The following is a 20029-nucleotide window of genomic DNA, read 5'->3' as shown; positions in this document are numbered from 1 at the left end:
TGACGAAGGTCTGCGGAGATCGCCCGTATCCCCAACGAAATGGTTGCCGGGCCAGCGATTGGCCGCATAGATTGCCGGAAGATCTTATTCGAACTGCCGAAGCGCTGTTCTTCGGCCACTGAAGCGGAGAGCCCAATGGCCAGACTGACCGAAGATGCCAAGGGCGTCTATGTGATCGCCGCAACCCCGTTTACCGATGACGGCGCTCTCGATCTCGAAAGCATCGACAGCATGGTCGATTTCTACGAGGGTGCCGGCGTCACCGGCCTGACGGTGCTCGGCCAGCTCGGCGAGGCCCCGAAACTGACCGCCGAGGAATCACGGATCGTGGTCGAACGGGTGTTGAAGCGCCTGGACGGCCGTCTTCCCGTCGTCGTCGGTGTCTCGGCGCCGGGACTTGCGCCGATGCGCGAACTTGCCGAAGCGGTCATGGGGGCGGGTGCTGCCGGCGTCATGGTTGCGCCGCCCTGGACCGTCAAGACCGACGACCAGGCCTTCGCCTTCTACCAGTCGGTCGGCGAGGCCCTAGGCGATACGCCCTTTGTGCTGCAGGATTATCCGCTGACCACCAATGTATCGATCGCGCCCCAGGTCATCGAGCGCATCGTCAACGAGGTGCCGAATTGCGTCATGCTCAAGCACGAGGATTGGCCGGGTCTTTCGAAGATATCAGCGCTTCGCGCCGCCAGCGACAAGGGCGGCATGCGGCGCATCTCCATCCTCTGCGGCAATGGTGGGCTTTTCCTGCCCGAAGAGATGGGTCGCGGCGCCGATGGCGCCATGACCGGCTTCTGTTATCCGGAGATGATGGTCGGCGTCGTCGCGGCCTATGCCGCCGGAAATCCCGATCGCGCCCATGAAATCTTCGATGCCTATCTGCCGCTCGCCCGCTACGAACAGCAGCAGGGCATCGGCCTTGCCTCGCGCAAATATGTGCTCGCCAAGCGCGGCGTGATCAGGTCCGCCGCCTTGCGCAAGCCGGGCGCCAGGCTCTCGGCGCTCGATATTGCCGATATCGAGCGGTTGCTGGCGCGCCAGGCCATTCGCCTCAAGGAGATTGGGGCGTGAAGCTCGACCCGTGCAGGTCGAGACGATGTGTGTATCCGTCCCGCCCATTGGCCTGAAATCCGAGCGACACCCAGAATTTCGCCGCGCCATCGTTTCCCGCATGAACGGTGACGATGCTGCAACGGGATCGTGCATGGTCGACCAGCGCCAGGGCCAGCATCCGGCCGATGCCGCGCCTGCGCATCGCAGCACTGATGTAGAAACGCCGCATCCGCAACGCCCCTGACATGGCAGCTTCGACGGTCATACCGCCGATGCCGGCGAGCGCCTGATCGACATAGGCGCCAAGCAATCTTTCACCGTCCCGCTCGAACCTGGTGTCGCCGGCCGCCCATTCGTCGACAAGACGGGTGATATGGCGATATCCCTCTTGCCGGGCCGCGCTTTCGAGATCTGCGATCTCCCGCGGCAATCGATCGCGGATGATGCGGACATCGATCATCACGGCAATGCCGATCTCTTTAGATTGCAGGAACCGGTAGCTCGCGAGGCACCGCCGCAGCCGGCTGGCTGACCGGCGTGAAGGTCGCATCGCCATCGTGAGCCATGTCGCGCACCGTATGTTTCTCCAGCGCCTTCGTCACCTCGTTGAGGTCACCGTCCAGCTGTTCGGCCGGAATGAGGTTGCCGATCACGAAATCGAAGCGGTCACCGCGTTTGTTCAGCAACTCGTGAAACACCGTCATGTCGCGAAGCTCGGTCGACCATTTCGCCAGCCAGTAGAACAGGCCGGAATTGCGCGCCGTCATATGGACGGGAAGAATCGGCAGATTGTATTTGCGCGCCAGCCCAACGGCAGAGGTCTTCCATGGGCGCTCGTTCAGCCGGCCATTCGCCCAGTAGGCGATGCGGCCCGAGGGAAAGAGCACCGTCGCCTTGCCTTCCCGCACCGCATGGTTGGTCAATTGCAGCGTCTCGCGCGCCTTCAGCTTGCTCTTATATTCCTCGCGCCATTCGACGGGAATGATCATCTCGGCAAAGCGCGGATTGACGCGGATGGCATCGCGATTGGCAAAGAACATCATATCCGGCCGGCGTGCCTTCAGGAGATCGAACACCGCAACACCGTCGGCAATGCCTGTGGGATGATTGCTGACGAGGATGAAGCCGCCGGTCTCCGGAATCCGTTCGCCATTGACGATGCCGATGTCGAGTTTCAGCACGTCGCTCAGATATTCGAACGACTGGAAACCCGGCATTTTGGCGACCGCATTGGCGAATTCGAGCGCCTTGTTGTAGCGCAGCAGCGTGTAGAGGAACGGCCGCATGACCGGCCAGAGCGGATTTTTGACGATCCTCCGGCCGCGTTCGGCAATCAGCGTGTCAACGATATGACCGGGCTTTCCCTGTGAAACGAGAGCGATCGCTTCCGCGAGCTGTCCGAAAGCCGTCATGGAATCGCGCCGTGCCATGAAAGATCCTGTCTGTGGGGTATAAAGCTATCGCAGTAGAATATGATCCAGGGATGACAAAGGTTTGGCCGGCATTAGCAATTTCATAACCGTTCCTGCTTCAAATTGGCGGACTTGAAGGCAAAATCAAGGCCAGCGACGTGAATGAACTGCTTGTAATCGCCGATCCGCACCTGATGGCGGAGCGGGCCGCGTGGCTCGAAAATCTCGCCCGCGAGCGCCGGCTTTCCGAGCATACGCTCGATGCCTATGAACGCGATACCCGTCAGTTCCTGACCTTTCTGACCGGCCATCTCGCCGGACCGGCGACGCTTGGCGATATCAGGGAATTGCGCCCCGCCGATTTCCGCGCCTTTCTCGCGGCGCGGCGCAAGCAGGGTTCCGGCGCCCGCTCGCTCGGCCGCAATCTCGCCGGCCTTCGCTCGCTGCTGCGCCATCTCGAAAAGAAGGGCCTGGTCAATGCCGCCGGTGCTGCCGCGATCCGTTCGCCGAAGCAGCCGAAATCGCTGCCCAAGCCGCTGTCGGATACGCAGGCGATCACCGTCGTCAGCGGCGAAGCCCAGCTCCACGACGAACCCTGGATCGCCGCCCGCGATGCGGCTGTCATGACCCTGCTTTACGGTTGCGGCCTGCGCATCTCCGAGGCGCTGGATCTCGTTCCATCAGACCTGCAGAAGGGTGCGACAACGCTGCGCATCACCGGCAAGGGCAACAAGACGCGGCTGGTGCCGCTGCTCTCGGTGGTTTTCGACGCGGTCGAGAAATACCGCACGCTCTGCCCCTATCATCTCGAAAGCGGTGAGCCGCTGTTTCGCGGCGCCCGCGGCGGCAAGCTGCAGGCGGCGATCATCCAGCGCGCCATGCAGAAGCTGCGCAGCGCCTTCGGCCTGCCGGAGACGGCGACGCCGCATGCGCTTCGCCACTCCTTCGCCACCCACCTGCTTGCCGGCGGCGGCGATCTGCGCACCATTCAGGAACTGCTCGGCCATGCCAGCCTGTCGACAACGCAGGTCTATACCGGCGTCGATGCATCGCGACTGCTCGAGGTGTATGATCGGGCGCATCCGCGCGCGTAACTTTTCGTTCGTAACTTTTCGTTAACGCATCCTCTTAAAGGAATATGCGCAAGCCGGGCGTAGAGCATGAAGCCTATAGAGCATGTGATCGGAACACCCATCATGACGACATCAATCGGCCGCCGGACGTCTTACCTCGCAGTGCCGGCCAATCTGTTGCTCTGGCTGATTGCAGCCTTTCACATGCTGCTTCTTGCCGCGCTGTTTGTCGCCTTCCTGGCCGCCAGGCCGGCGGCGGCCGAAGAGGCGGCCTGCACCGGTCGCAACCTGATGGTCGAGCTGCAGCAGAACGATCCCGCCCGCTACGCCGAGGCGGTGAAGGAAGCCGACGCAACGCCGAACGGCAAGGGCATCTTCTGGAAAATCGAAAAGCCCGGACTTGCGCCCTCGTGGTTGCTCGGCAGCATGCATGTCACCGATCCGCGTGTACTGGCCCTGCCGCCGCGCGCCCAGGCCGCCCACGACGCCGCCGATACGATCATCATCGAATCCGACGAGATCCTCGATGAGCGCAAGGCAACCGCGGCCCTGCTCGCAAAGCCTGAATTGACGATGTTCACCGACGGTACGACGATCGACAAGCTGCTTTCTCCCGAGGACTACAAGCGCCTCGAAGCCGGCTTGAAGCAGCGCGGCATCCCGCTCGGTGCCGTCTCGCGCATGCGGCCGTGGATGATCTCGAGCGCCGTCGCCCTGCCGGCCTGCGAAATCGCCCGCAAGGCGAAAGGCGTGCAGTTCCTCGACCAGAAGATCGCCACCGACGCCGTTGCTCAGGGCAAACAGGTCAAGGGGCTGGAAACGCTCGCCGAACAGATCCAGGCCATGGCCGACCTGCCGATCGAATTCCATCTGAAATCGCTGATCGAGACGCTGGAGCTCGGCGACAAGATGAGCGATGTGGTGGAGACGATGACCGACCTCTATCTCTCCGGCGACATCGGCATGACCATGCCGATGTTGAAGACCGTGACGCCTGAGAATAAGGACGAAAGCAACGACTACGCCGCCTTCGAACAGCGCGTCATCCTCGACCGCAACAAGGTAATGGCCGAGCGCGCCGCCCCCATTCTCGACGGCGGCAATGTCTTCATGGCCGTCGGCGCCCTGCACCTGCCCGGCAAGGACGGCGTCATCGAACTGCTGCGCAAGCAGGGCTTTACGGTGACGGCTGTAAACTGATGCATGTCGCCCAAAGTGCGCAGCGATTTTGGGATAACGACCTGCATAAGTCAAAGACTTAAAGCGCGTCGCATGAATCCGATTTGACGTGGCGCTGTTGAGGTCCGCCTCATAATTTGGGGTGGCGACCACCAGCCGAGATTGACAACCGCAGTTTGCATACGTCACATGGCGGCATTTACAACCCTTTGCTTCCCAAAGAGTTTTTCGATGCTCAGCCTGAATACGGATTTCACCTCAAGAGCGGCCTTGAAAGGTCTTTTCACGTTCACCAACGGCGCGCGCCTTGTGGCAGTGGCGGTACTGACGATATTTTCTCTTTCGCCTGCCTTGGGCGATGACCAACTGGCTTGCTCTGGTCAGAACCTTTTGACCCAACTGGCAAAGGAAGATCCCGCCCTTTTCAGGAAGGCTGTTGAGAAAGCCGAGACGATCCCGAACGGCAATGCGATCTTCTGGAAAATCGAAAGGCCGGGCCTTGAGCCGTCCTGGTTGCTCGGCACAATGCATGTGAGCGATTCCCGCGTATTGGATATGCCGGAGGGATTTTACGAAGCATACAACGCAATCGACACTCTCACTGTCGAGTTGGCGGAAGTCGCGGAGCCGGAAAAACTGGCGCTGGAAATCTTGAAGCATCCCGAGTTGACGATGCTTGAAGGTGACAAAACCCTCGATCGCATCTTGCCTCCTGACGCGACCCGCGAAGTCGCTGCCGGCTTGAAGAAAAAGGGCATCAACATGAACATGATGGCAAAGATGCGGCCTTGGTTCATCTACGCAAGCCTGCAGACACGTGGTTGCGACATCAAGCGCAGAGCAGGAGGCCTCAAGGTACTAGACGAATCTCTTGCGCTCGGAGCGCTGAATGACGGCGTCGATCTGGTCGGTCTGGAAACGCCGGACGAACAAATCAAGGCCCTGTCAGATGTCCCGGACGACTTGATGCTTCAGAACCTGCGGGAGTTGCTGGCGTTTCCGAACGGTATGGATGACATAACCGAGACGATGATCGGCCTCTACGATCAGGGAAAGATTGGCATGATCTTCGCACTGATGGAGGTCGTTTCGACAGATCTCGCTGCGGAAAAAGCTTTCGAAAACCGCATGATCACGGATCGAAACAAGGTCATGGCAGAACGGGCGAAGCCCTACCTCGACCAAGGGCGCACCATGATCGCCGTCGGAGCGGCACACTTGCCCGGCGACGAAGGTTTGGTTGAACTGCTGCGCCGGCAGGGCTTTACCGTCACCGCGGCAAACTGAACAAGCCAGCGGTCAGCCGAGCGTCATGCGGCGCAGAACATTGCTTTTCCAATAGAACTGATGGACGAGGGCGCCGGCGACATGCGCCGCGATCAGCGCCCAGAGAATGATCTTCAGGATATCCGCGTGGAACGAACCGGCGGGATTGATGCCGAAGTAATAGGCGGCGATGCCGGAAAGCGGCATCGCGAAGATCAGGATATAGAGACCGGCATGAGCAAGCCTTGCGGCAAGGCGGAAGATCGCCGGCTCCTCGGTTGCCTCGGCCGGCACGCCCTTGGTAAAACGCAACCCGAGCCTGAGGACGGCAAGCAGCAGGATGGCGATGCCGACATAGGCATGAATATTCGCCGACGAAACCTGCTCGGGCGTCGGCACCTGGCCTCTGCGCATCAGCCGATGCCAGATGTTCATGCCGTCGGGGAACAGCAGGTTGAAGAAGATCAGCAGCGCCACCGCCCAGTGAAGAAGACGCTGGCTCAGGCTGTATCCCTTGGCGGACGGCTGCTGCATGTCTTCACTTTCGTCAAATGCGCGAACTCTGCGATGCGTCACAAATAAAACAGCCGCCTGCCTTGCGGCAAGCGGCTGCATGCATTGTTACGAAGATGTAAGATTACATATGGATCGGCTTGAAGAAGGTCGCGAGCGCCGCCTCCTTCACCGCTTCCGACATCGTCGGATGCGCGTGGCAGGTGCGGCCGAGATCTTCCGACGAACCGCCGAACTCCATCAGCACGGCGATCTCGTGGATCATCTCGCCGGCGCCGAAGCCGACGATGTGGCCGCCGAGCACCCGGTCGGTTTCCTTGTCGGCAAGGATCTTGACGAAGCCGTCGGTCGCCAGCATCGCACGCGCCCGGCCGTTTGCCGTGAACGGGAACTTGCCGACCTTATAGGCGACGCCTGCCGCCTTCAGCTCTTCCTCGGTCTTGCCGACCGAGGCGATTTCCGGCTGCGTATAGACGACGCTTGGAATAACCTCGTAATTGACATGGCCATGCTGGCCGGCGAGGATTTCGGCAAGCGCCACGCCCTCGTCTTCCGCTTTGTGCGCCAGCATCGGGCCTTTTACCACGTCACCGATCGCATAAATGCCATCGACATTCGTCTTGAAGTGGCCGTCGATCTCGACGCGGCCGCGATTGTCGAGCGCCACACCGGCCTCTTCCAGGCCGAGACCCGCTGTATAGGGCTTGCGGCCGGTGGCGATCAGCACGACTTCGGCGTCGAGCGTCACCTTGTCGCCGCCCTTGACCGGCTCGAACGTGACCTTGGCGCCCTTGTCGCCCTTTTCGACGCCGGTAACCTTGGCGCTGAGATTGAAATCGATGCCCTGCTTGGCAAGCATGCGCTGGAACTGCTTGGAGACTTCGCCGTCCATGCCACCGAGGATGGTGTCGAGATATTCGACGACGGTGACCTTGGCGCCGAGGCGCGACCAGACCGAGCCGAGCTCGAGACCGATGACGCCGCCGCCGACGACGATCAGCGTTTCCGGCACCTTCTCCAGGGCAATGCCGCCGGTGGACGAGATGATGGTCTTTTCATCGATCTCGACCTGGACGCCCGGAATGCCGGCGACGTCGGAGCCGGTGGCGATGACGATGTTCTTGGCCTCGATCTCCTGGACCGTGCCGTCTTCGGCGGTGACGGAAACCTTGCCGGCCGAGACGATCTTGCCGGTGCCCTGGAAGGTATCGATCTTGTTCTTCTTGAAGAGGAAGGCGACCCCGTCGACATTCGCCTTCACCGTCGCATCCTTATGCGCCATCATATTGCCGAGGTTGAGCGTCAGCGCCGGAATGTCGATGCCGAGCGCGCTCATGCCGTGGCCGGCCTGATGGAACATTTCGGAGGCATGCAGCAGCGCCTTCGACGGAATGCAGCCGACGTTCAGGCAGGTGCCGCCATAGGTCGCCCGCTTTTCGATGACGGCCACCTTGAGGCCGAGTTGGGCTGCCTTGACGGCGCAGACATAGCCGCCCGGGCCGGTTCCGATAATGATCACATCGTAGGACATTGCTTCTTTCCCTTTGGATTTTTGGTTTGGTCGGCCGCGCGCGACATCAGGCCGAGGAATTCGAGAATATACTGCATGTTGTTTTCACCCTGTCGCTCTAGCGGCCGCCGCTCACATTGAGGATCGCGCCGGTTATATAGGAGGCCGAAGGTGACAGAAGGTAGAGGATCGCATCCGCCACCTCCTCGGGCGTACCTGCGCGCTGCATCGGGACCGACGGCGCCATCTCGCGCGCCCGGTCAGGCAAGCCGCCCGACGCATGGAGGTCGGTTTCGATGATGCCGGGCCTGATCGCATTCACGCGGATGCCCTCGGCGGCAACCTCGCGCGCCAGCCCGACGGTGAATGTATCGACCGCCGCCTTCGAGGCGGCATAATCGACATACTGCGTTGGCGAACCGAGGATCGCCGCCATCGACGAGACGTTGACGATCGCGCCGCCCTGGCCACCGTGCCGGCTCGACATGCGGCGTATCGCCTCCGCGGCGCAGAGCATGGAGCCGGTGACATTGATGCGCAGCATGCGCTCGATCCGCTCCGCCGACATCTCATCGACCCGCTGCGGATAGTCGACGACGCCGGCATTGTTGACGAGCCCGTCGAGTCGGCCGAAATGTCGATCGACGGCCGCAAACATCGAGACGATATCCGCAGCCTTGCCGACATCGCCCTCAATCGCCACGGCCTCGCCGCCGTCTTTTGCAATCGCCGCAACGACGGCATCCGCGGCCTTGCGGTTGGAGGCGTAATTCACCGCGACACGCCAGCCCTGGCGCGCGGCGAGGCGACAGACCGCAGCGCCGATGCCTCGGCTTCCACCGGTCACGAGAACAACAGGTGCATCGCTCATGTCGCACACTCCTTGAAAACAAGCACATCCCAAGGCGCCACGGAAGCCTTGCCCTCGCCCCAGGCGCTGGATTCGCGAATGGCAGGACCAAGGCCGGGAAGCACGAGCTTTTCGGCCGCCGCAGCGCCTTCCGGCTGCAGATTGTCCAGCTCACCCTCGGCATCCATGCCGTAGACGGCGCCCTGCCAGACTGTGCAGGCATTGAGATCGGCGCCGGTGGCGTCGCCTTCGGGGCAATTGAACATCAGGATGCCGATAGCACGCACCGGATCTTCCGATGGCATGACATAACCTTCCATCACCACCGACGTCTTGAGCGCGCGGACCTTGAACTGGTTGCTGGCGGCGGCGGATGGAGAATTCAACGGCGCAAAGCGCAGTTCGTAGGCGCCGTCGCGGTCGACGTAGACGGCCCGTTCCTGTTTGCACTCGGCGCCGGATGTGGCAGCAGGCACGGCGAAAAACGCAGCGACCGCGATTGCAGCCACGCCTTTCCGTCCCGTCATGATGCCGATCCCTGCGCTCATTGTCCCGTCGGCTCTCTCCGCCCGTCGGCATTCTCGATCACGCCGAAATCCGTCAGCAGCACCAGCGCACGGCCGTCTTTGGCGAGCCCCCAGAAAACCGGATAGAAACCGTCGCCCCAGCCGCTCCAGAACACCGCGACATTGCCCTTTTTGCCGGCGACCGGCCGGTGCAATGCATAGATGCCCTTGTTGGCGTCGAGATCAGAGGCCAGCACATCGTCGTAGTAATTGATGTCGGCGTCAGGCTTCTGCGCCTGCACCTGCGCTTCGCGCTCACCGATCAGAGCAAGCGTCTCGGCATCCATGTAGCAGCCGAGACCGGCATCGACGGGATAGCCGAAGATCTCGCCGTCCTTCAGCGTCGCCGGATCCTGCCCGGGCAGGACCGCAAGCTCCCAATGATCCGGCTTGCCCTCGGCAAACCGCATGCCGGCGGCCGCGATGCGCCCGAAGGCCTGGTAGAGCGTCACCGGATATTCGCCCGGCGCAACCGTTCTGGCGAGCGCCGGACGATCGGGCTGGGCGAGCGGATCGGCCGCGACGATGCGTCCGGAGGTCAGCTCGACATTGCCCATATGGATCACGCCGATCGACCGTCCGGAAAGCTCGGCATCGCTGAGCGCCGCCAGCTCGAAATTGCTGCTTGCCTTGCCGATATCCAAGCCGGCCGCCGACGCGGAGACCGGGACATGCGCGGCGGCAGCGCAAAGAAGAAGGCGCGCCGCTCGCATGATCCGGTTCCGCATCGAAAACGCTCCTTAGAGATCGAGAACCAGACGTTCCGGATCTTCGAGGCTCTCCTTGACGCGCACGAGGAAGGTGACCGCTTCCTTGCCGTCGACGATGCGGTGATCGTAGGACAGCGCCAGATACATCATCGGACGGATGACCACCTGGCCGCCGATCGCCACCGGCCGCTCCTGGATCTTGTGCATGCCGAGAATGCCGGACTGCGGCGCGTTCAGGATCGGCGAAGACATCAACGAACCGTAGACGCCGCCATTGGTGATGGTGAAGGTGCCGCCCTGCATGTCGGCCATGGAGAGCGAGCCATCACGGGCTGCCTTGGCAAGACGGCCGAGCTCCTTCTCGATTTCGGCGATCGACATCTGGTCGGCGTCGCGGATGACGGGAACGACGAGGCCCTTGTCGGTGCCGACGGCCATGCCGACATGGCAGTAGTTCTTGTAGATGACGTCGGTGCCGTCGATCTCGGCGTTGACGGCCGGCAATTCCTTCAGCGCATGCGTCACCGCCTTGGTGAAGAAGCCCATGAAGCCGAGCTTGACGCCGTGCTTCTTCTCGAAAATGTCCTTGTACTTGTTGCGCAGATCCATGACCGCCTTCATGTCCACCTCATTGTAGGTGGTCAGCATGGCGGCGGTATTCTGCGCATCCTTGAGGCGCTTGGCGATCGTCTGGCGCAGGCGCGTCATCTTCACGCGCTCTTCGCGCGAGGCGTCCTCGACCGTCGACGGGCCACGCGCAGCGGCAGGAGCGGCGGGTGCGGCCGCCGGAGCGGAAATGCCCTTGGCGACGGCGGCGATGACATCGCCCTTCAGCACCTGGCCGCGCTTGCCGCTGCCGTCGACCTGGCCGGCGGATAGGTTGTTTTCGGCAAGCATCTTCGAAGCCGCCGGAGCCGGCGGCATGGTGGAGACGGAGGCGCTCGCCGACGATGCCGCCGCAGCGGCAACCGGTGCCGGCGGGGCGGGAGCAGCCGGGGCCGGCCGGGCAGGCGCGGCGGCCGGTGCCGCAGCAGCCGGCGCGGCGGCAGCCGCAGCACCTTCGGCGATCTGGCCGAGCAGCGCGCCGAGACCGACGGTTTCGCCGGCAGCGACGACGATTTCCGAAAGCGTGCCGGAGGCCGGTGCCGGAACTTCGATGGTCACCTTGTCGGTTTCAAGCTCGAGAATCGGCTCATCGGCCTTGATGGCGTCGCCGACCTTCTTGAACCAGGTGCCGACGGTTGCCTCGCTGACGGATTCACCGAGAGTTGGAACGCGGATTTCTGTGGCCATTGTTCAAATCCTGATTTCGTGTGTTTTCGTTTATGCGTTTCAGACGGCGGGCGGCCGCAAAATGATCGAGGGCATCGGCAGAATATCGAAACGGAAACCGAACCCGGAAGCGATGATCGGATCGCCGTCGGCAAGAGCCTGTGCGGCCGCCTGATCCTCGACTTCGACGATCGCCATGCCCCAGGCGCCTTCACCCTCGAAGACCGGACCGACGATAACAGCCGATCCTGCAAGGGCATGCCGATGCCAGTATTCGACATGGCGTTTCATCGCCGCCATTTCCTCCCCGGTCCCGTCATGCGGGAAAGTGGGGCGCGGCGGCAGCAGTCTCAGAAAGAAATAAGCCATTGCGCCCCCCTTGTTTTAGCCGCCCAATGCATCCTCGAGGAATGCGGCGAGCTGCGACAGATGCTTGGACATCAGGCCGGTTGCCGGCGAGGCGGCGGCCGGACGGCCGGTATAGCGGACGCGCTGGTACTTCGCGTCGATATGGGCGAGCACCCATTCGAGGAAGGGGTCGATGAACGACCACGCGCCCATGTTCTTCGGCTCTTCCTGGCACCAGACCATCTCGGCATTGCGGAAGCGCGACAGCTCGTTGATCAGCGCCTTTGCCGGGAACGGATACAGCTGTTCGACACGCAGGAGATAGATGTCGTCGATGCCGCGCTTTTCGCGCTCTTCCAGAAGATCGTAATAGACCTTGCCGGAACACATGACGACGCGGCGGATCTTGTTGTCCTTCTGCAGCTTGATCGGGCCGTCCTTGATCACCTCGGCATCGTCCCAGAGCAGGCGATGGAAGGCGGATTCGCCGGCCATTTCGGCAAGCGTCGAGACCGCCCGCTTGTGGCGCAGCAGCGACTTCGGCGTCATCAGGATCAGCGGCTTGCGGAAGTCGCGCTTCAGCTGCCGGCGCAGGATGTGGAAGTAGTTCGCCGGCGTCGTGACGTTGGCGACCTGCATATTGTCTTCGGCGCAAAGCTGCAGGAAACGCTCGAGGCGGGCCGAGGAATGTTCCGGACCCTGACCTTCATAGCCATGCGGCAGCAGGCAGACGAGGCCCGACATGCGCAGCCACTTGCGTTCACCCGACGAGATGAACTGGTCGAAGACCACCTGCGCGCCGTTGGCGAAATCGCCGAACTGCGCTTCCCAGAGCGTCAGCGCATTCGGGCGGGCGAGCGAATAGCCGTATTCGAAACCGAGCACGGCCTCTTCCGAAAGCATCGAATTGATGACTTCGTAGCGTCCCTGCGTCGGCGAGAGATTGGCAAGCGGGATGTAGCGTTCTTCGGTTTCCTGATCGTAGAGCACGGAATGGCGCTGCGAGAAGGTGCCGCGTTCGCAATCCTGGCCGGACAGACGGATCTTGCTGCCTTCGACGCAGAGCGCGCCGAAGGAGAGCGCTTCGGCCATCGCCCAGTCGATACCCTCGCCGGTGGCGATCATATTGGCGCGGTTTTCCATGAAGCGCTGGATCGTGCGATGCGCATTGAAGCCCGCCGGGATCTCCGACAGCTTGCGGCCGATCTCCTTCAGCGTCTTCATCGGCACGGCGGTCTTGCCGCGGCGCTGCTCATCGGCATTGTCGGCCGTACGCAGGCCCGACCACTCACCATCAAGCCAGTCGGCCTTATTCGGCTTGTACTGCTGGCCGGCTTCGAACTCCTGCTCGAGGTGGAGGCGCCAATCAGCCTTCATCTTCTCGACCTCACCTTCGGTGAGCAGGCCCTCGGCGACGAGACGGGCCGCGTAGAGCTGCAGCACGGTCTTGTGGGCGCGGATCACCTTGTACATCTTCGGCTGCGTGAAGGACGGTTCATCGCCTTCGTTATGGCCGTAGCGGCGGTAGCAGAACAGGTCGAGCACCACAGGCTTGTGGAACTTCATGCGGAATTCGGTGGCGATCTTGGCCCCATAAACGACCGCTTCCGGATCGTCGCCGTTGACGTGCAGGATCGGCGCCTCGATCATCTTGGCGACGTCGGACGGATAGGGCGACGAGCGCGAGAAGGCCGGGTTCGTGGTGAAGCCGATCTGGTTGTTGATGATCACATGCATGGTGCCGGCGACGCGGTGGCCGCGCAGACCGGAAAGGCCGAGGATTTCGGCAATGACGCCCTGGCCGGCAAAAGCCGCGTCGCCATGGATCAGCAGCGGCAGAACCTTGGCGCGTTCGGAAAGCGGGATGATGTCGCCGTCCCAGACCGCGGCATTCATGTCCTGCTTGGCGCGGGCCTTGCCCATGACGACAGGATCGACGATTTCAAGATGGGACGGGTTCGCCGTCAGCGAAACGTGGATCTTGTTGCCGTCGAATTCGCGGTCGGAGGAGGCGCCGAGATGGTACTTGACGTCACCCGAGCCCTCGACCTCATCGGGAGCGGCCGAGCCGCCCTTGAATTCGTGGAAGATCGCCCGGTGCGGCTTGCCCATGACCTGGGAGAGCACGTTCAGGCGGCCGCGATGGGCCATGCCGAACACGGCTTCCTTGAGGCCGAGATGGCCGCCGCGCTTGAGGATCTGTTCCAGCGCCGGGATCAGGGATTCGCCACCGTCGAGGCCGAAACGCTTCGTGCCCTTGAATTTGACGTCGAGGAACTGTTCGTAGCCTTCGGCTTCGACGAGCTTGGCAAGGATCGCCTTCTTGCCTTCCGGCGTGAAGGCCACACCCTTGTCCGGTCCTTCGATGCGCTCCTGGATCCAGGCCTTCTCTTCAGGATTGGAGATATGCATGAATTCGACGCCGAGCGTCGAGCAATAGGTGCGCTCGAGGATTTCGATCATCTCTGGGATGGTCGCGTATTCCAAGCCGAGCACGTTGTCGATGAAGATCTTGCGGTCGTAGTCGGCGGCCGTGAAACCGTAATTCTCCGCCGACAGCTCACGATAGTCGTCGACGGGAGCGGCGATGCCAAGCGGGTCGAGCTTGGCATGCAGGTGGCCGCGCATGCGGTAGGCACGGATCATCATGATGGCGCGCACGGAATCGCGCGTCGCCTGTAACACCTCGGTGCTGTCGGCAGGCTTGCCTTGAGCTTCGGCCTTGGCCTTGACCTTGGTCTCGATGACCTTCTCGACGATGCCCCAGTCGCCATCCAGCGCCGATACCAGATCGCCGCTTGCCTGCAGCGGCCAGTTCTTCTTGCGCCAGGAAGCGCCCTTGGCCGCCCTCTTCACATCGCTGGGATCCTCTTCCAGCGCCTTGAAGAAGGACCGCCACTGCTCGTCGACCGAGTTGGGATCGTCTTCATAACGGGCGTGGAGCTGCTCGATATAGGCAGCATTGGCGCCATCCAGAAACGAGGTGATCTGAAATTGCTCGTTGGCTTCTTGCCGTGCCATGGTTTTACGCGGACGCTTCCGCCCGCCTCCTGACTTTGATGAATTTGCCGGCTTGATCGCCGGCTGCCGCATTCCGATTGCCGCCTGTCCGCGGCGCATCTGCTCGTCTCGTACCGTCAAGACCGGGCGGAAGGCGCAGATGCCGTTCCTCCGCCCGGGTCTTTAAGTGGTTTTAGCCCTTGAGGACTTCAACCAGCGTCTTGCCGAGGCGGGCCGGAGACGGCGACACCTTGATGCCGGCCGATTCCATTGCCGCGATCTTCGATTCCGCATCGCCCTTGCCGCCGGACACCACAGCACCGGCATGACCCATGGTGCGGCCCTTCGGCGCCGTACGGCCGGCAATGAAGCCGGCCATCGGCTTCTTGCGGCCCTTCTTGGCTTCGTCCTTGAGGAACTGGGCTGCGTCTTCTTCAGCCGCACCGCCGATTTCGCCGATCATGATGATCGAGGTCGTGGCTTCGTCGGCCAGGAACAATTCCAGCACGTCGATGAACTCGGTGCCCTTGACCGGGTCGCCGCCGATGCCGACGGCCGTCGTCTGGCCGAGGCCTTCGTTCGATGTCTGGAACACGGCTTCATAGGTCAGCGTGCCGGAGCGGGACACGATACCGACCGAACCCTTGCGGAAGATCGAGCCCGGCATGATGCCGATCTTGCACTCTTCCGGCGTCATGATGCCCGGGCAGTTGGGCCCAAGCAGTCGCGACTTGGAGCGGTCGAGGCGGGCCTTGACGCGCACCATGTCCATGACCGGGATGCCTTCGGTGATGCAGGTGATGAACGGGATCTCGGCGTCGATCGCCTCGATGATCGCATCGGCGGCTCCGGCCGGCGGAACATAGATGACGGATGCATTGGCGCCGGTCTTTTCCTTGCCCTCGGCAACGGTTGCGAAGATCGGCAGGCTTTCGCCCTTCGAGCCGGCCCAGGTTTCGCCGCCCTTCTTCGGGTGGATACCGCCGACCATCTGCGTGCCGTAGTAGGCGAGCGCCTGTTCGGTGTGGAACGTGCCGGTCTTGCCGGTCAGACCCTGAACAAGGATCTTGGTGTCTTTATTGACGAGAATAGACATTCTTTCAGATCCTTCAAAATTAGCCGTTGATCGCCGCGACGATCTTCTTGGCCGCATCGTCCAAGTCGTCAGCCGCCGTGATCGCCAGACCCGACTCGTTCAGGATCTTCTTGCCGAGCTCGACATTGGTGCCTTCAAGGCGCACGACGAGCGGAACCTTGAGGCCGACTTCCTTGACCGCGGCAATCACGCCCTCGGCAATGACATCGCACTTCATGATGCCGCCGAAGATGTTGACGAGAATGCCTTCGACCTTGGGGTCCGCGGTGATGATCTTGAAAGCCGCAGCCACCTTCTCCTTGCCGGCGCCGCCGCCGACGTCGCAGAAGTTAGCCGGCTCCTTACCGTAGAGCTTGATGATATCCATCGTCGCCATGGCAAGACCGGCACCGTTGACCATGCAGCCGATATTGCCGTCGAGCGCGACATAGGCGAGGTCCCACTTCGAGGCCTCGATTTCCTTGGCGTCTTCTTCGGTCTCGTCGCGCAGCAGCTTGACGTCGTCGTGGCGGAAGAGTGCATTGCCGTCGAAGGACATCTTGGCGTCGAGAACGCGCAGGTGACCATCCTTCATGACGATCAGCGGATTGACCTCGAGCAACGCCATGTCCTTCTCGTTGAAGGCCCTATAGAGTGCCGGGAAGAGCGACTTGGCATCTTCGGCGGCAGCACCCTCGAGTTGCAGGGCCTTGGAGATCGCGGCAATGTCGGCAGCCGTCACGCCGGCTTCCGGATCGATGGCGATCGTCTGGATCTTCTCGGGCGTGTCGTGGGCGACAGCTTCGATGTCCATGCCGCCTTCGGTGGAAACCACGAAAGCCACACGACCGACCGAGCGGTCGACAAGGATCGAGCAGTAGAGTTCGCGGGCAATGTCGGCGCCGTCTTCGATGTAAAGGCGATTGACCTGCTTGCCGGCGTCGCCGGTCTGCGCCGTCACCAGCGTATGACCCAGCATTTCCTTGGCATGGGCGACCACTTCGTCGATCGACTTGGCGAGACGCACACCGCCCTTGGCGTCAGGGCCGAGTTCCTTAAACTTGCCCTTGCCGCGGCCGCCAGCATGGATCTGGCTCTTGACCACGTAAAGCGGGCCGGGAAGCGATTTGGCGGCAGCCTCGGCCTCTTCGACCTTGAGAATAGCCACACCCTCGGCAACCGGCGCGCCATAGCCCTTCAGCAGAGCCTTGGCTTGATATTCATGAATGTTCATGGGTCTATCCTATTTCGATTAGTTCAGCCCAACGACTACTTGAGGGCAGGCGCGATGTTGATGCAGGCTTCGCAGAGACCGGCGACGGCGCCGACGGACTTGTCGAAGGCTTCCTTCTCGGTCTTGTTGAGGTCGATCTCGATGATGCGCTCGACGCCGCCGGCACCGATGACGGTGGGAACGCCGACATACATGTCCTTGACGCCGTACTGGCCGGAAAGATGCGCAGCGCAGGGCAGAACGCGCTTCTTGTCCTTGAGGTAGGATTCGGCCATTTCGATCGCCGAGGCGGCCGGAGCGTAATAGGCCGAGCCGGTTTTCAGCAGGCCGACGATTTCGGCGCCGCCGTCACGGGTGCGCTGAATGATCTCTTCGAGGCGTTCCTTGGTGACCCAGCCCATGGTGACGAGGTCGGTCAGCGGAATGCCGCCGACGGTGGAGTAACGGGCAAGCGGCACCATCGTGTCGCCGTGGCCGCCGAGCACGAAGGCCGTGACGTCCTGGACGGAGACGTTGAATTCCTTGGCGAGGAAAAGACGGAAGCGCGAGGAGTCGAGAACGCCGGCCATGCCGACGACCTTGTTGGCCGGAAGGCCGGAGAACTTCTGCAGCGCCCAGACCATGGCGTCGAGCGGATTGGTAATGCAGATCACGAAGGCGTTCGGCGCATATTTCTTGATGCCGGCGCCGACCTGCTCCATGACCTTGAGGTTGATGCCGAGAAGGTCGTCGCGGCTCATGCCCGGCTTGCGGGCGACACCGGCGGTGACGATGCAGACATCGGCGCCTTCGATCGCGGAATAGTCGCTGGCGCCCGTCAGGTTGACGTCGAAGCCTTCGACCGGCGAGGACTGGGAAATGTCGAGACCCTTGCCCTGGGGAATGCCGTCCGCAATATCGAAGAGGACGATGTCGCCCAGTTCCTTCAGGCCGGCGAGGTGCGCCAGCGTGCCACCAATCATGCCAGAACCAATGAGTGCGATCTTGTTACGCGCCATTTCGCTGTTTCCTTTGCGATCAAATTCGTCGAGCAGCGCGCAGCAAGGCACCGCCCAATGACGCAATCGCATAGACTGAAAGCCAAAAAATGGCAATCCATTAATTTTGATGCAGCGTTTTCAATCGTTTAGATACAAAAATTCTTACGTAAACGTAAGATATTCTGTCACCGATTTGTTACTCTGCGGCGCGTTTCTCATGGTGCAGCGCAAGATATTCGGCACTGCGCATCTCGAACAGGCGGGATGCCGTGCGGTCGAATTCGAAGCCCTCGGTGCCCCGGCGCTGCACCAGCAGTTCCTCCGGCATGGCGGCTGCGGAAATGTAGAGCCGCACGGCATGATCGTAGAACGTATCGACCAGAATGATGAACCGTTTGATCTGGTTCCGCTTTTCCGGCCCGAGCAAGGGAATGTGATCGACGAAGACCATATCGAAACGCCGGGCGATGGCCAGGAAGTCGGCCGCCCCGAGCGGCTTGTCGCAGAGATCGGCGAAAGAGAACCGCGCCATCCGGTCGCTGGCGAGCGGCACATGGATGTGGCGGCCCTTCATCGGAATATCCAGCGGCTGCGCCTTGCGCCCATGCAGCGCCTGCGTCCACGACGCTTCCATCGCCATGTCGTTGTGCTCGTTGATCGGCACCAGATAGACCGGCTGGCTGTTCAGCTTCTCCATCCGGTAATCGGTCGGCGAATCCAGAGTGACGACATCGACATGCTGCTTGAGCAGGGCAACGAAGGGCAGGAAGAGGCCGCGATTGAGACCATCCCTGTAGAGATTGTCGGGTTCGACGTTCGAGGTCGCGACCAGCACGCAGCCGCGCGCGAACAGCTCGGAAAACAGCCGCGACAGGATCATCGCATCGGCGATGTCGGTGACGGTGAATTCGTCGAAGCAGAGCAGCTCCGCTTCCTCGTAAAGCGCTGCGGCAACCGGCGGCATCGGATCGGCCTGCTTCGTCTCGCCGTTCTTGAGCTTCAGCCGGTGCGCCGCGATGCGGTTGTGCACATCCGCCATGAATTCGTGAAAATGCGCCCGGCGTTTCTTCCGGCACGGCGCCATCGAGAAGAACATGTCCATCAGCATGGTCTTGCCGCGACCGACGCTGCCATGGATGTAAAGCCCTTTGGTGCCGTCGGCGGATTTCTTCTTGGCGGCAAACAGCCAGCCGAGCGCGCTCGATTTTGCCGCCGGCCGCCGCTGTTTCAATCCGGCAAGCACCCGGTCGAGGCTCTTTGCCACGTCCATCTGGGCGGAATCGACCTGAAGCGCGCCCGATGCGGTCAGCGCTTTAAGCTGTTCGCAGACGCTGAGCGCATAATCCGGCATTGGTTGCATGAGGGCATGTCCGCCTGTCAGTCAGCGGCGGAGACCCGCCGGATCGTTTACCGCGCCGAGTTCCTTTAACGGCTGAGGCTGATCTGCTGGCCTGTGCTCGTCTGTCCGTCGAAGCGGTTGTCGGCCGTCTTGTAGACGCTGCCGAGCTGGTTGCCCGAGCGATCCTTGAGCAGCACCTGCTTGCCGGAGACCTCCCAGGAGCCCATCGCCGTCAACTCGCCGACGCAGCCGCGGGTACCGCCGCGCGAACCGCTGCCGAGATTGGTCAGCGTCAGGAACATGTCGCAGCTGCCGTTGACACGCCAGCTTCCGACCATCGATTCCTTGGTGACGTCAAGCGCATTCGCCGCCATTGCGCCGGCCTGAGCACCCGGCATCGATGCCGGCGTCGCCGTCGGTGCCGCCGGAAACTGCGAATTGTTGACCGGCGGGAGCTGCCCGCCCTGCACCGAGGGAACCGGCTGCGCCGTCAACGGCGCCGGCCCGGCATTCGGGCTGGAGCTGTAATCATATGCCGTACGCTGACAACCGGCTAGCGCGAGAGCCACCACCAGACCTGTCATCGCATATCGCAACTGCATCATCATACTCCTGAATTCGGCTAGCGCCGCAGAGAAACGGGCGTGAGACA

19 protein-coding genes are annotated in these 20029 nt (G+C 61.9%); 4 read left to right on the top strand and 15 right to left on the bottom strand.

From position 1 onward, the window contains the following. Nucleotides 1-135: 135 nt before the first annotated feature. Nucleotides 136-1068 (top strand): dihydrodipicolinate synthase family protein, encoded by a 933-nt coding sequence (locus CO667_RS08855; RefSeq protein WP_097618011.1) that lies wholly within the window; start codon nucleotides 136-138, stop codon nucleotides 1066-1068. Here CO667_RS08855 and CO667_RS08850 read toward each other — a convergent pair. Continuing rightward, complete coding sequence (locus CO667_RS08850) at nucleotides 1049-1513, bottom strand: GNAT family N-acetyltransferase (protein ID WP_097618010.1); 465 nt, start codon at nucleotides 1511-1513, stop codon at nucleotides 1049-1051. The genes CO667_RS08855 and CO667_RS08850 overlap by 20 nt on opposite strands. Nucleotides 1514-1529: 16 nt before the next feature. Further along, nucleotides 1530-2480, bottom strand: a complete 951-nt coding sequence (locus CO667_RS08845; protein ID WP_097618009.1) for a GNAT family N-acetyltransferase — start codon at nucleotides 2478-2480, stop codon at nucleotides 1530-1532. 140 nt (nucleotides 2481-2620) lie between these two features. On the opposite strand from CO667_RS08845, the gene CO667_RS08840 reads away from it, so the two are divergent. The 3 genes from CO667_RS08840 to CO667_RS08830 all read left to right on the top strand — a co-directional run bounded on the left by CO667_RS08840 (nucleotide 2621) and on the right by CO667_RS08830 (nucleotide 6001). After that, nucleotides 2621-3556 carry a tyrosine recombinase XerC gene (locus CO667_RS08840; protein ID WP_097618008.1) on the top strand — a complete coding sequence of 312 codons (936 nt, stop codon included), beginning with the start codon at nucleotides 2621-2623 and terminating at the stop codon, nucleotides 3554-3556. 102 nt (nucleotides 3557-3658) lie between these two features. Beyond that, nucleotides 3659-4735: a TraB/GumN family protein gene (locus tag CO667_RS08835; protein WP_097618007.1), complete on the top strand. Its 1077-nt coding sequence runs from the start codon at nucleotides 3659-3661 to the stop codon at nucleotides 4733-4735. Nucleotides 4736-4945: 210 nt separating this feature from the next. Next, on the top strand, nucleotides 4946-6001 hold the full coding sequence (locus CO667_RS08830) for a TraB/GumN family protein (protein ID WP_097618006.1): 1056 nt from the start codon (nucleotides 4946-4948) through the stop codon (nucleotides 5999-6001). A gap of 12 nt (nucleotides 6002-6013) precedes the next feature. On the opposite strand, the gene CO667_RS08825 is transcribed toward CO667_RS08830, so the two are convergent. The 13 genes from CO667_RS08825 to CO667_RS08765 all read right to left on the bottom strand — a co-directional run bounded on the left by CO667_RS08825 (nucleotide 6014) and on the right by CO667_RS08765 (nucleotide 19979). Beyond that, entirely contained in the window at nucleotides 6014-6514 is a 501-nt protein-coding gene (locus tag CO667_RS08825; protein ID WP_097618005.1) for a cytochrome b/b6 domain-containing protein, read from the bottom strand. A 103-nt stretch (nucleotides 6515-6617) separates the two neighbouring features. Beyond that, on the bottom strand, nucleotides 6618-8024 hold the full coding sequence (gene lpdA / locus CO667_RS08820) for a dihydrolipoyl dehydrogenase (RefSeq protein ID WP_097618004.1): 1407 nt from the start codon (nucleotides 8022-8024) through the stop codon (nucleotides 6618-6620). A 97-nt stretch (nucleotides 8025-8121) separates the two neighbouring features. Further along, nucleotides 8122-8874 (bottom strand): glucose 1-dehydrogenase, encoded by a 753-nt coding sequence (locus CO667_RS08815; protein ID WP_097618003.1) that lies wholly within the window; start codon nucleotides 8872-8874, stop codon nucleotides 8122-8124. After that, the gene (locus CO667_RS08810; protein WP_097618002.1) at nucleotides 8871-9401 is read right to left on the bottom strand and encodes a hypothetical protein; all 531 of its coding nucleotides are present in this window, start codon (nucleotides 9399-9401) and stop codon (nucleotides 8871-8873) included. The genes CO667_RS08815 and CO667_RS08810 overlap by 4 nt, the downstream gene beginning before the upstream one ends. After that, on the bottom strand, nucleotides 9398-10147 hold the full coding sequence (locus CO667_RS08805) for a DUF4241 domain-containing protein (protein WP_097618001.1): 750 nt from the start codon (nucleotides 10145-10147) through the stop codon (nucleotides 9398-9400). Before CO667_RS08805 ends, CO667_RS08810 begins: the two co-directional genes overlap by 4 nt. A 12-nt stretch (nucleotides 10148-10159) precedes the next feature. Then, nucleotides 10160-11422: a 2-oxoglutarate dehydrogenase complex dihydrolipoyllysine-residue succinyltransferase gene (gene odhB, locus CO667_RS08800; RefSeq protein ID WP_097618000.1), complete on the bottom strand. Its 1263-nt coding sequence runs from the start codon at nucleotides 11420-11422 to the stop codon at nucleotides 10160-10162. Nucleotides 11423-11461: 39 nt separating this feature from the next. After that, nucleotides 11462-11770, bottom strand: a complete 309-nt coding sequence (locus CO667_RS08795; RefSeq protein WP_097617999.1) for a YciI family protein — start codon at nucleotides 11768-11770, stop codon at nucleotides 11462-11464. A gap of 15 nt (nucleotides 11771-11785) precedes the next feature. Further along, the gene (locus tag CO667_RS08790) at nucleotides 11786-14770 is read right to left on the bottom strand and encodes a 2-oxoglutarate dehydrogenase E1 component (protein ID WP_097617998.1); all 2985 of its coding nucleotides are present in this window, start codon (nucleotides 14768-14770) and stop codon (nucleotides 11786-11788) included. 172 nt (nucleotides 14771-14942) lie between these two features. Then, a complete protein-coding gene (sucD, locus tag CO667_RS08785; RefSeq protein ID WP_097617997.1) occupies nucleotides 14943-15845 on the bottom strand; it encodes a succinate--CoA ligase subunit alpha in 903 nt (300 codons plus the stop codon). A 19-nt stretch (nucleotides 15846-15864) separates the two neighbouring features. Next, entirely contained in the window at nucleotides 15865-17058 is a 1194-nt protein-coding gene (sucC, locus tag CO667_RS08780; RefSeq protein ID WP_097617996.1) for an ADP-forming succinate--CoA ligase subunit beta, read from the bottom strand. Between the two features lie 35 nt (nucleotides 17059-17093). Further along, entirely contained in the window at nucleotides 17094-18056 is a 963-nt protein-coding gene (gene mdh / locus CO667_RS08775; RefSeq protein WP_003543522.1) for a malate dehydrogenase, read from the bottom strand. A 178-nt stretch (nucleotides 18057-18234) separates the two neighbouring features. Then, a complete protein-coding gene (gene zapE, locus CO667_RS08770) occupies nucleotides 18235-19398 on the bottom strand; it encodes a cell division protein ZapE (protein WP_097617995.1) in 1164 nt (387 codons plus the stop codon). Between the two features lie 65 nt (nucleotides 19399-19463). Continuing rightward, nucleotides 19464-19979 (bottom strand): protease inhibitor Inh/omp19 family protein, encoded by a 516-nt coding sequence (locus CO667_RS08765; protein ID WP_097617994.1) that lies wholly within the window; start codon nucleotides 19977-19979, stop codon nucleotides 19464-19466. Between the last annotated feature and the right edge of the window lie 50 nt (nucleotides 19980-20029).

This window comes from Rhizobium sp. L43 (genome assembly GCF_002531725.1).
Taxonomy (GTDB): Bacteria; Pseudomonadota; Alphaproteobacteria; order Rhizobiales; family Rhizobiaceae; genus Rhizobium.
The sequence above is the reverse complement of the archived record's forward strand: the minus strand, read 5'-3'. Positions and strand labels throughout refer to the sequence as shown.

Excerpts from the sequence above, each read along its gene's own strand:
- CO667_RS08855 (WP_097618011.1), top strand. The coding sequence starts at position 136 with ATGGCCAGACTGACCGAAGATGCCAAGGGCGTCTATGTGATCGCCGCA.
- CO667_RS08845 (WP_097618009.1), bottom strand. The coding sequence starts at position 2,480 with ATGGCACGGCGCGATTCCATGACGGCTTTCGGACAGCTCGCGGAAGCG.
- CO667_RS08835 (WP_097618007.1), top strand. The coding sequence starts at position 3,659 with ATGACGACATCAATCGGCCGCCGGACGTCTTACCTCGCAGTGCCGGCC.
- CO667_RS08830 (WP_097618006.1), top strand. The coding sequence starts at position 4,946 with ATGCTCAGCCTGAATACGGATTTCACCTCAAGAGCGGCCTTGAAAGGT.
- CO667_RS08825 (WP_097618005.1), bottom strand. The coding sequence starts at position 6,514 with ATGCAGCAGCCGTCCGCCAAGGGATACAGCCTGAGCCAGCGTCTTCTT.
- lpdA (WP_097618004.1), bottom strand. The coding sequence starts at position 8,024 with ATGTCCTACGATGTGATCATTATCGGAACCGGCCCGGGCGGCTATGTC.
- CO667_RS08815 (WP_097618003.1), bottom strand. The coding sequence starts at position 8,874 with ATGAGCGATGCACCTGTTGTTCTCGTGACCGGTGGAAGCCGAGGCATC.
- CO667_RS08810 (WP_097618002.1), bottom strand. The coding sequence starts at position 9,401 with ATGAGCGCAGGGATCGGCATCATGACGGGACGGAAAGGCGTGGCTGCA.
- CO667_RS08805 (WP_097618001.1), bottom strand. The coding sequence starts at position 10,147 with ATGCGGAACCGGATCATGCGAGCGGCGCGCCTTCTTCTTTGCGCTGCC.
- odhB (WP_097618000.1), bottom strand. The coding sequence starts at position 11,422 with ATGGCCACAGAAATCCGCGTTCCAACTCTCGGTGAATCCGTCAGCGAG.
- CO667_RS08795 (WP_097617999.1), bottom strand. The coding sequence starts at position 11,770 with ATGGCTTATTTCTTTCTGAGACTGCTGCCGCCGCGCCCCACTTTCCCG.
- CO667_RS08790 (WP_097617998.1), bottom strand. The coding sequence starts at position 14,770 with ATGGCACGGCAAGAAGCCAACGAGCAATTTCAGATCACCTCGTTTCTG.
- sucD (WP_097617997.1), bottom strand. The coding sequence starts at position 15,845 with ATGTCTATTCTCGTCAATAAAGACACCAAGATCCTTGTTCAGGGTCTG.
- sucC (WP_097617996.1), bottom strand. The coding sequence starts at position 17,058 with ATGAACATTCATGAATATCAAGCCAAGGCTCTGCTGAAGGGCTATGGC.
- mdh (WP_003543522.1), bottom strand. The coding sequence starts at position 18,056 with ATGGCGCGTAACAAGATCGCACTCATTGGTTCTGGCATGATTGGTGGC.
- zapE (WP_097617995.1), bottom strand. The coding sequence starts at position 19,398 with ATGCAACCAATGCCGGATTATGCGCTCAGCGTCTGCGAACAGCTTAAA.
- CO667_RS08765 (WP_097617994.1), bottom strand. The coding sequence starts at position 19,979 with ATGCAGTTGCGATATGCGATGACAGGTCTGGTGGTGGCTCTCGCGCTA.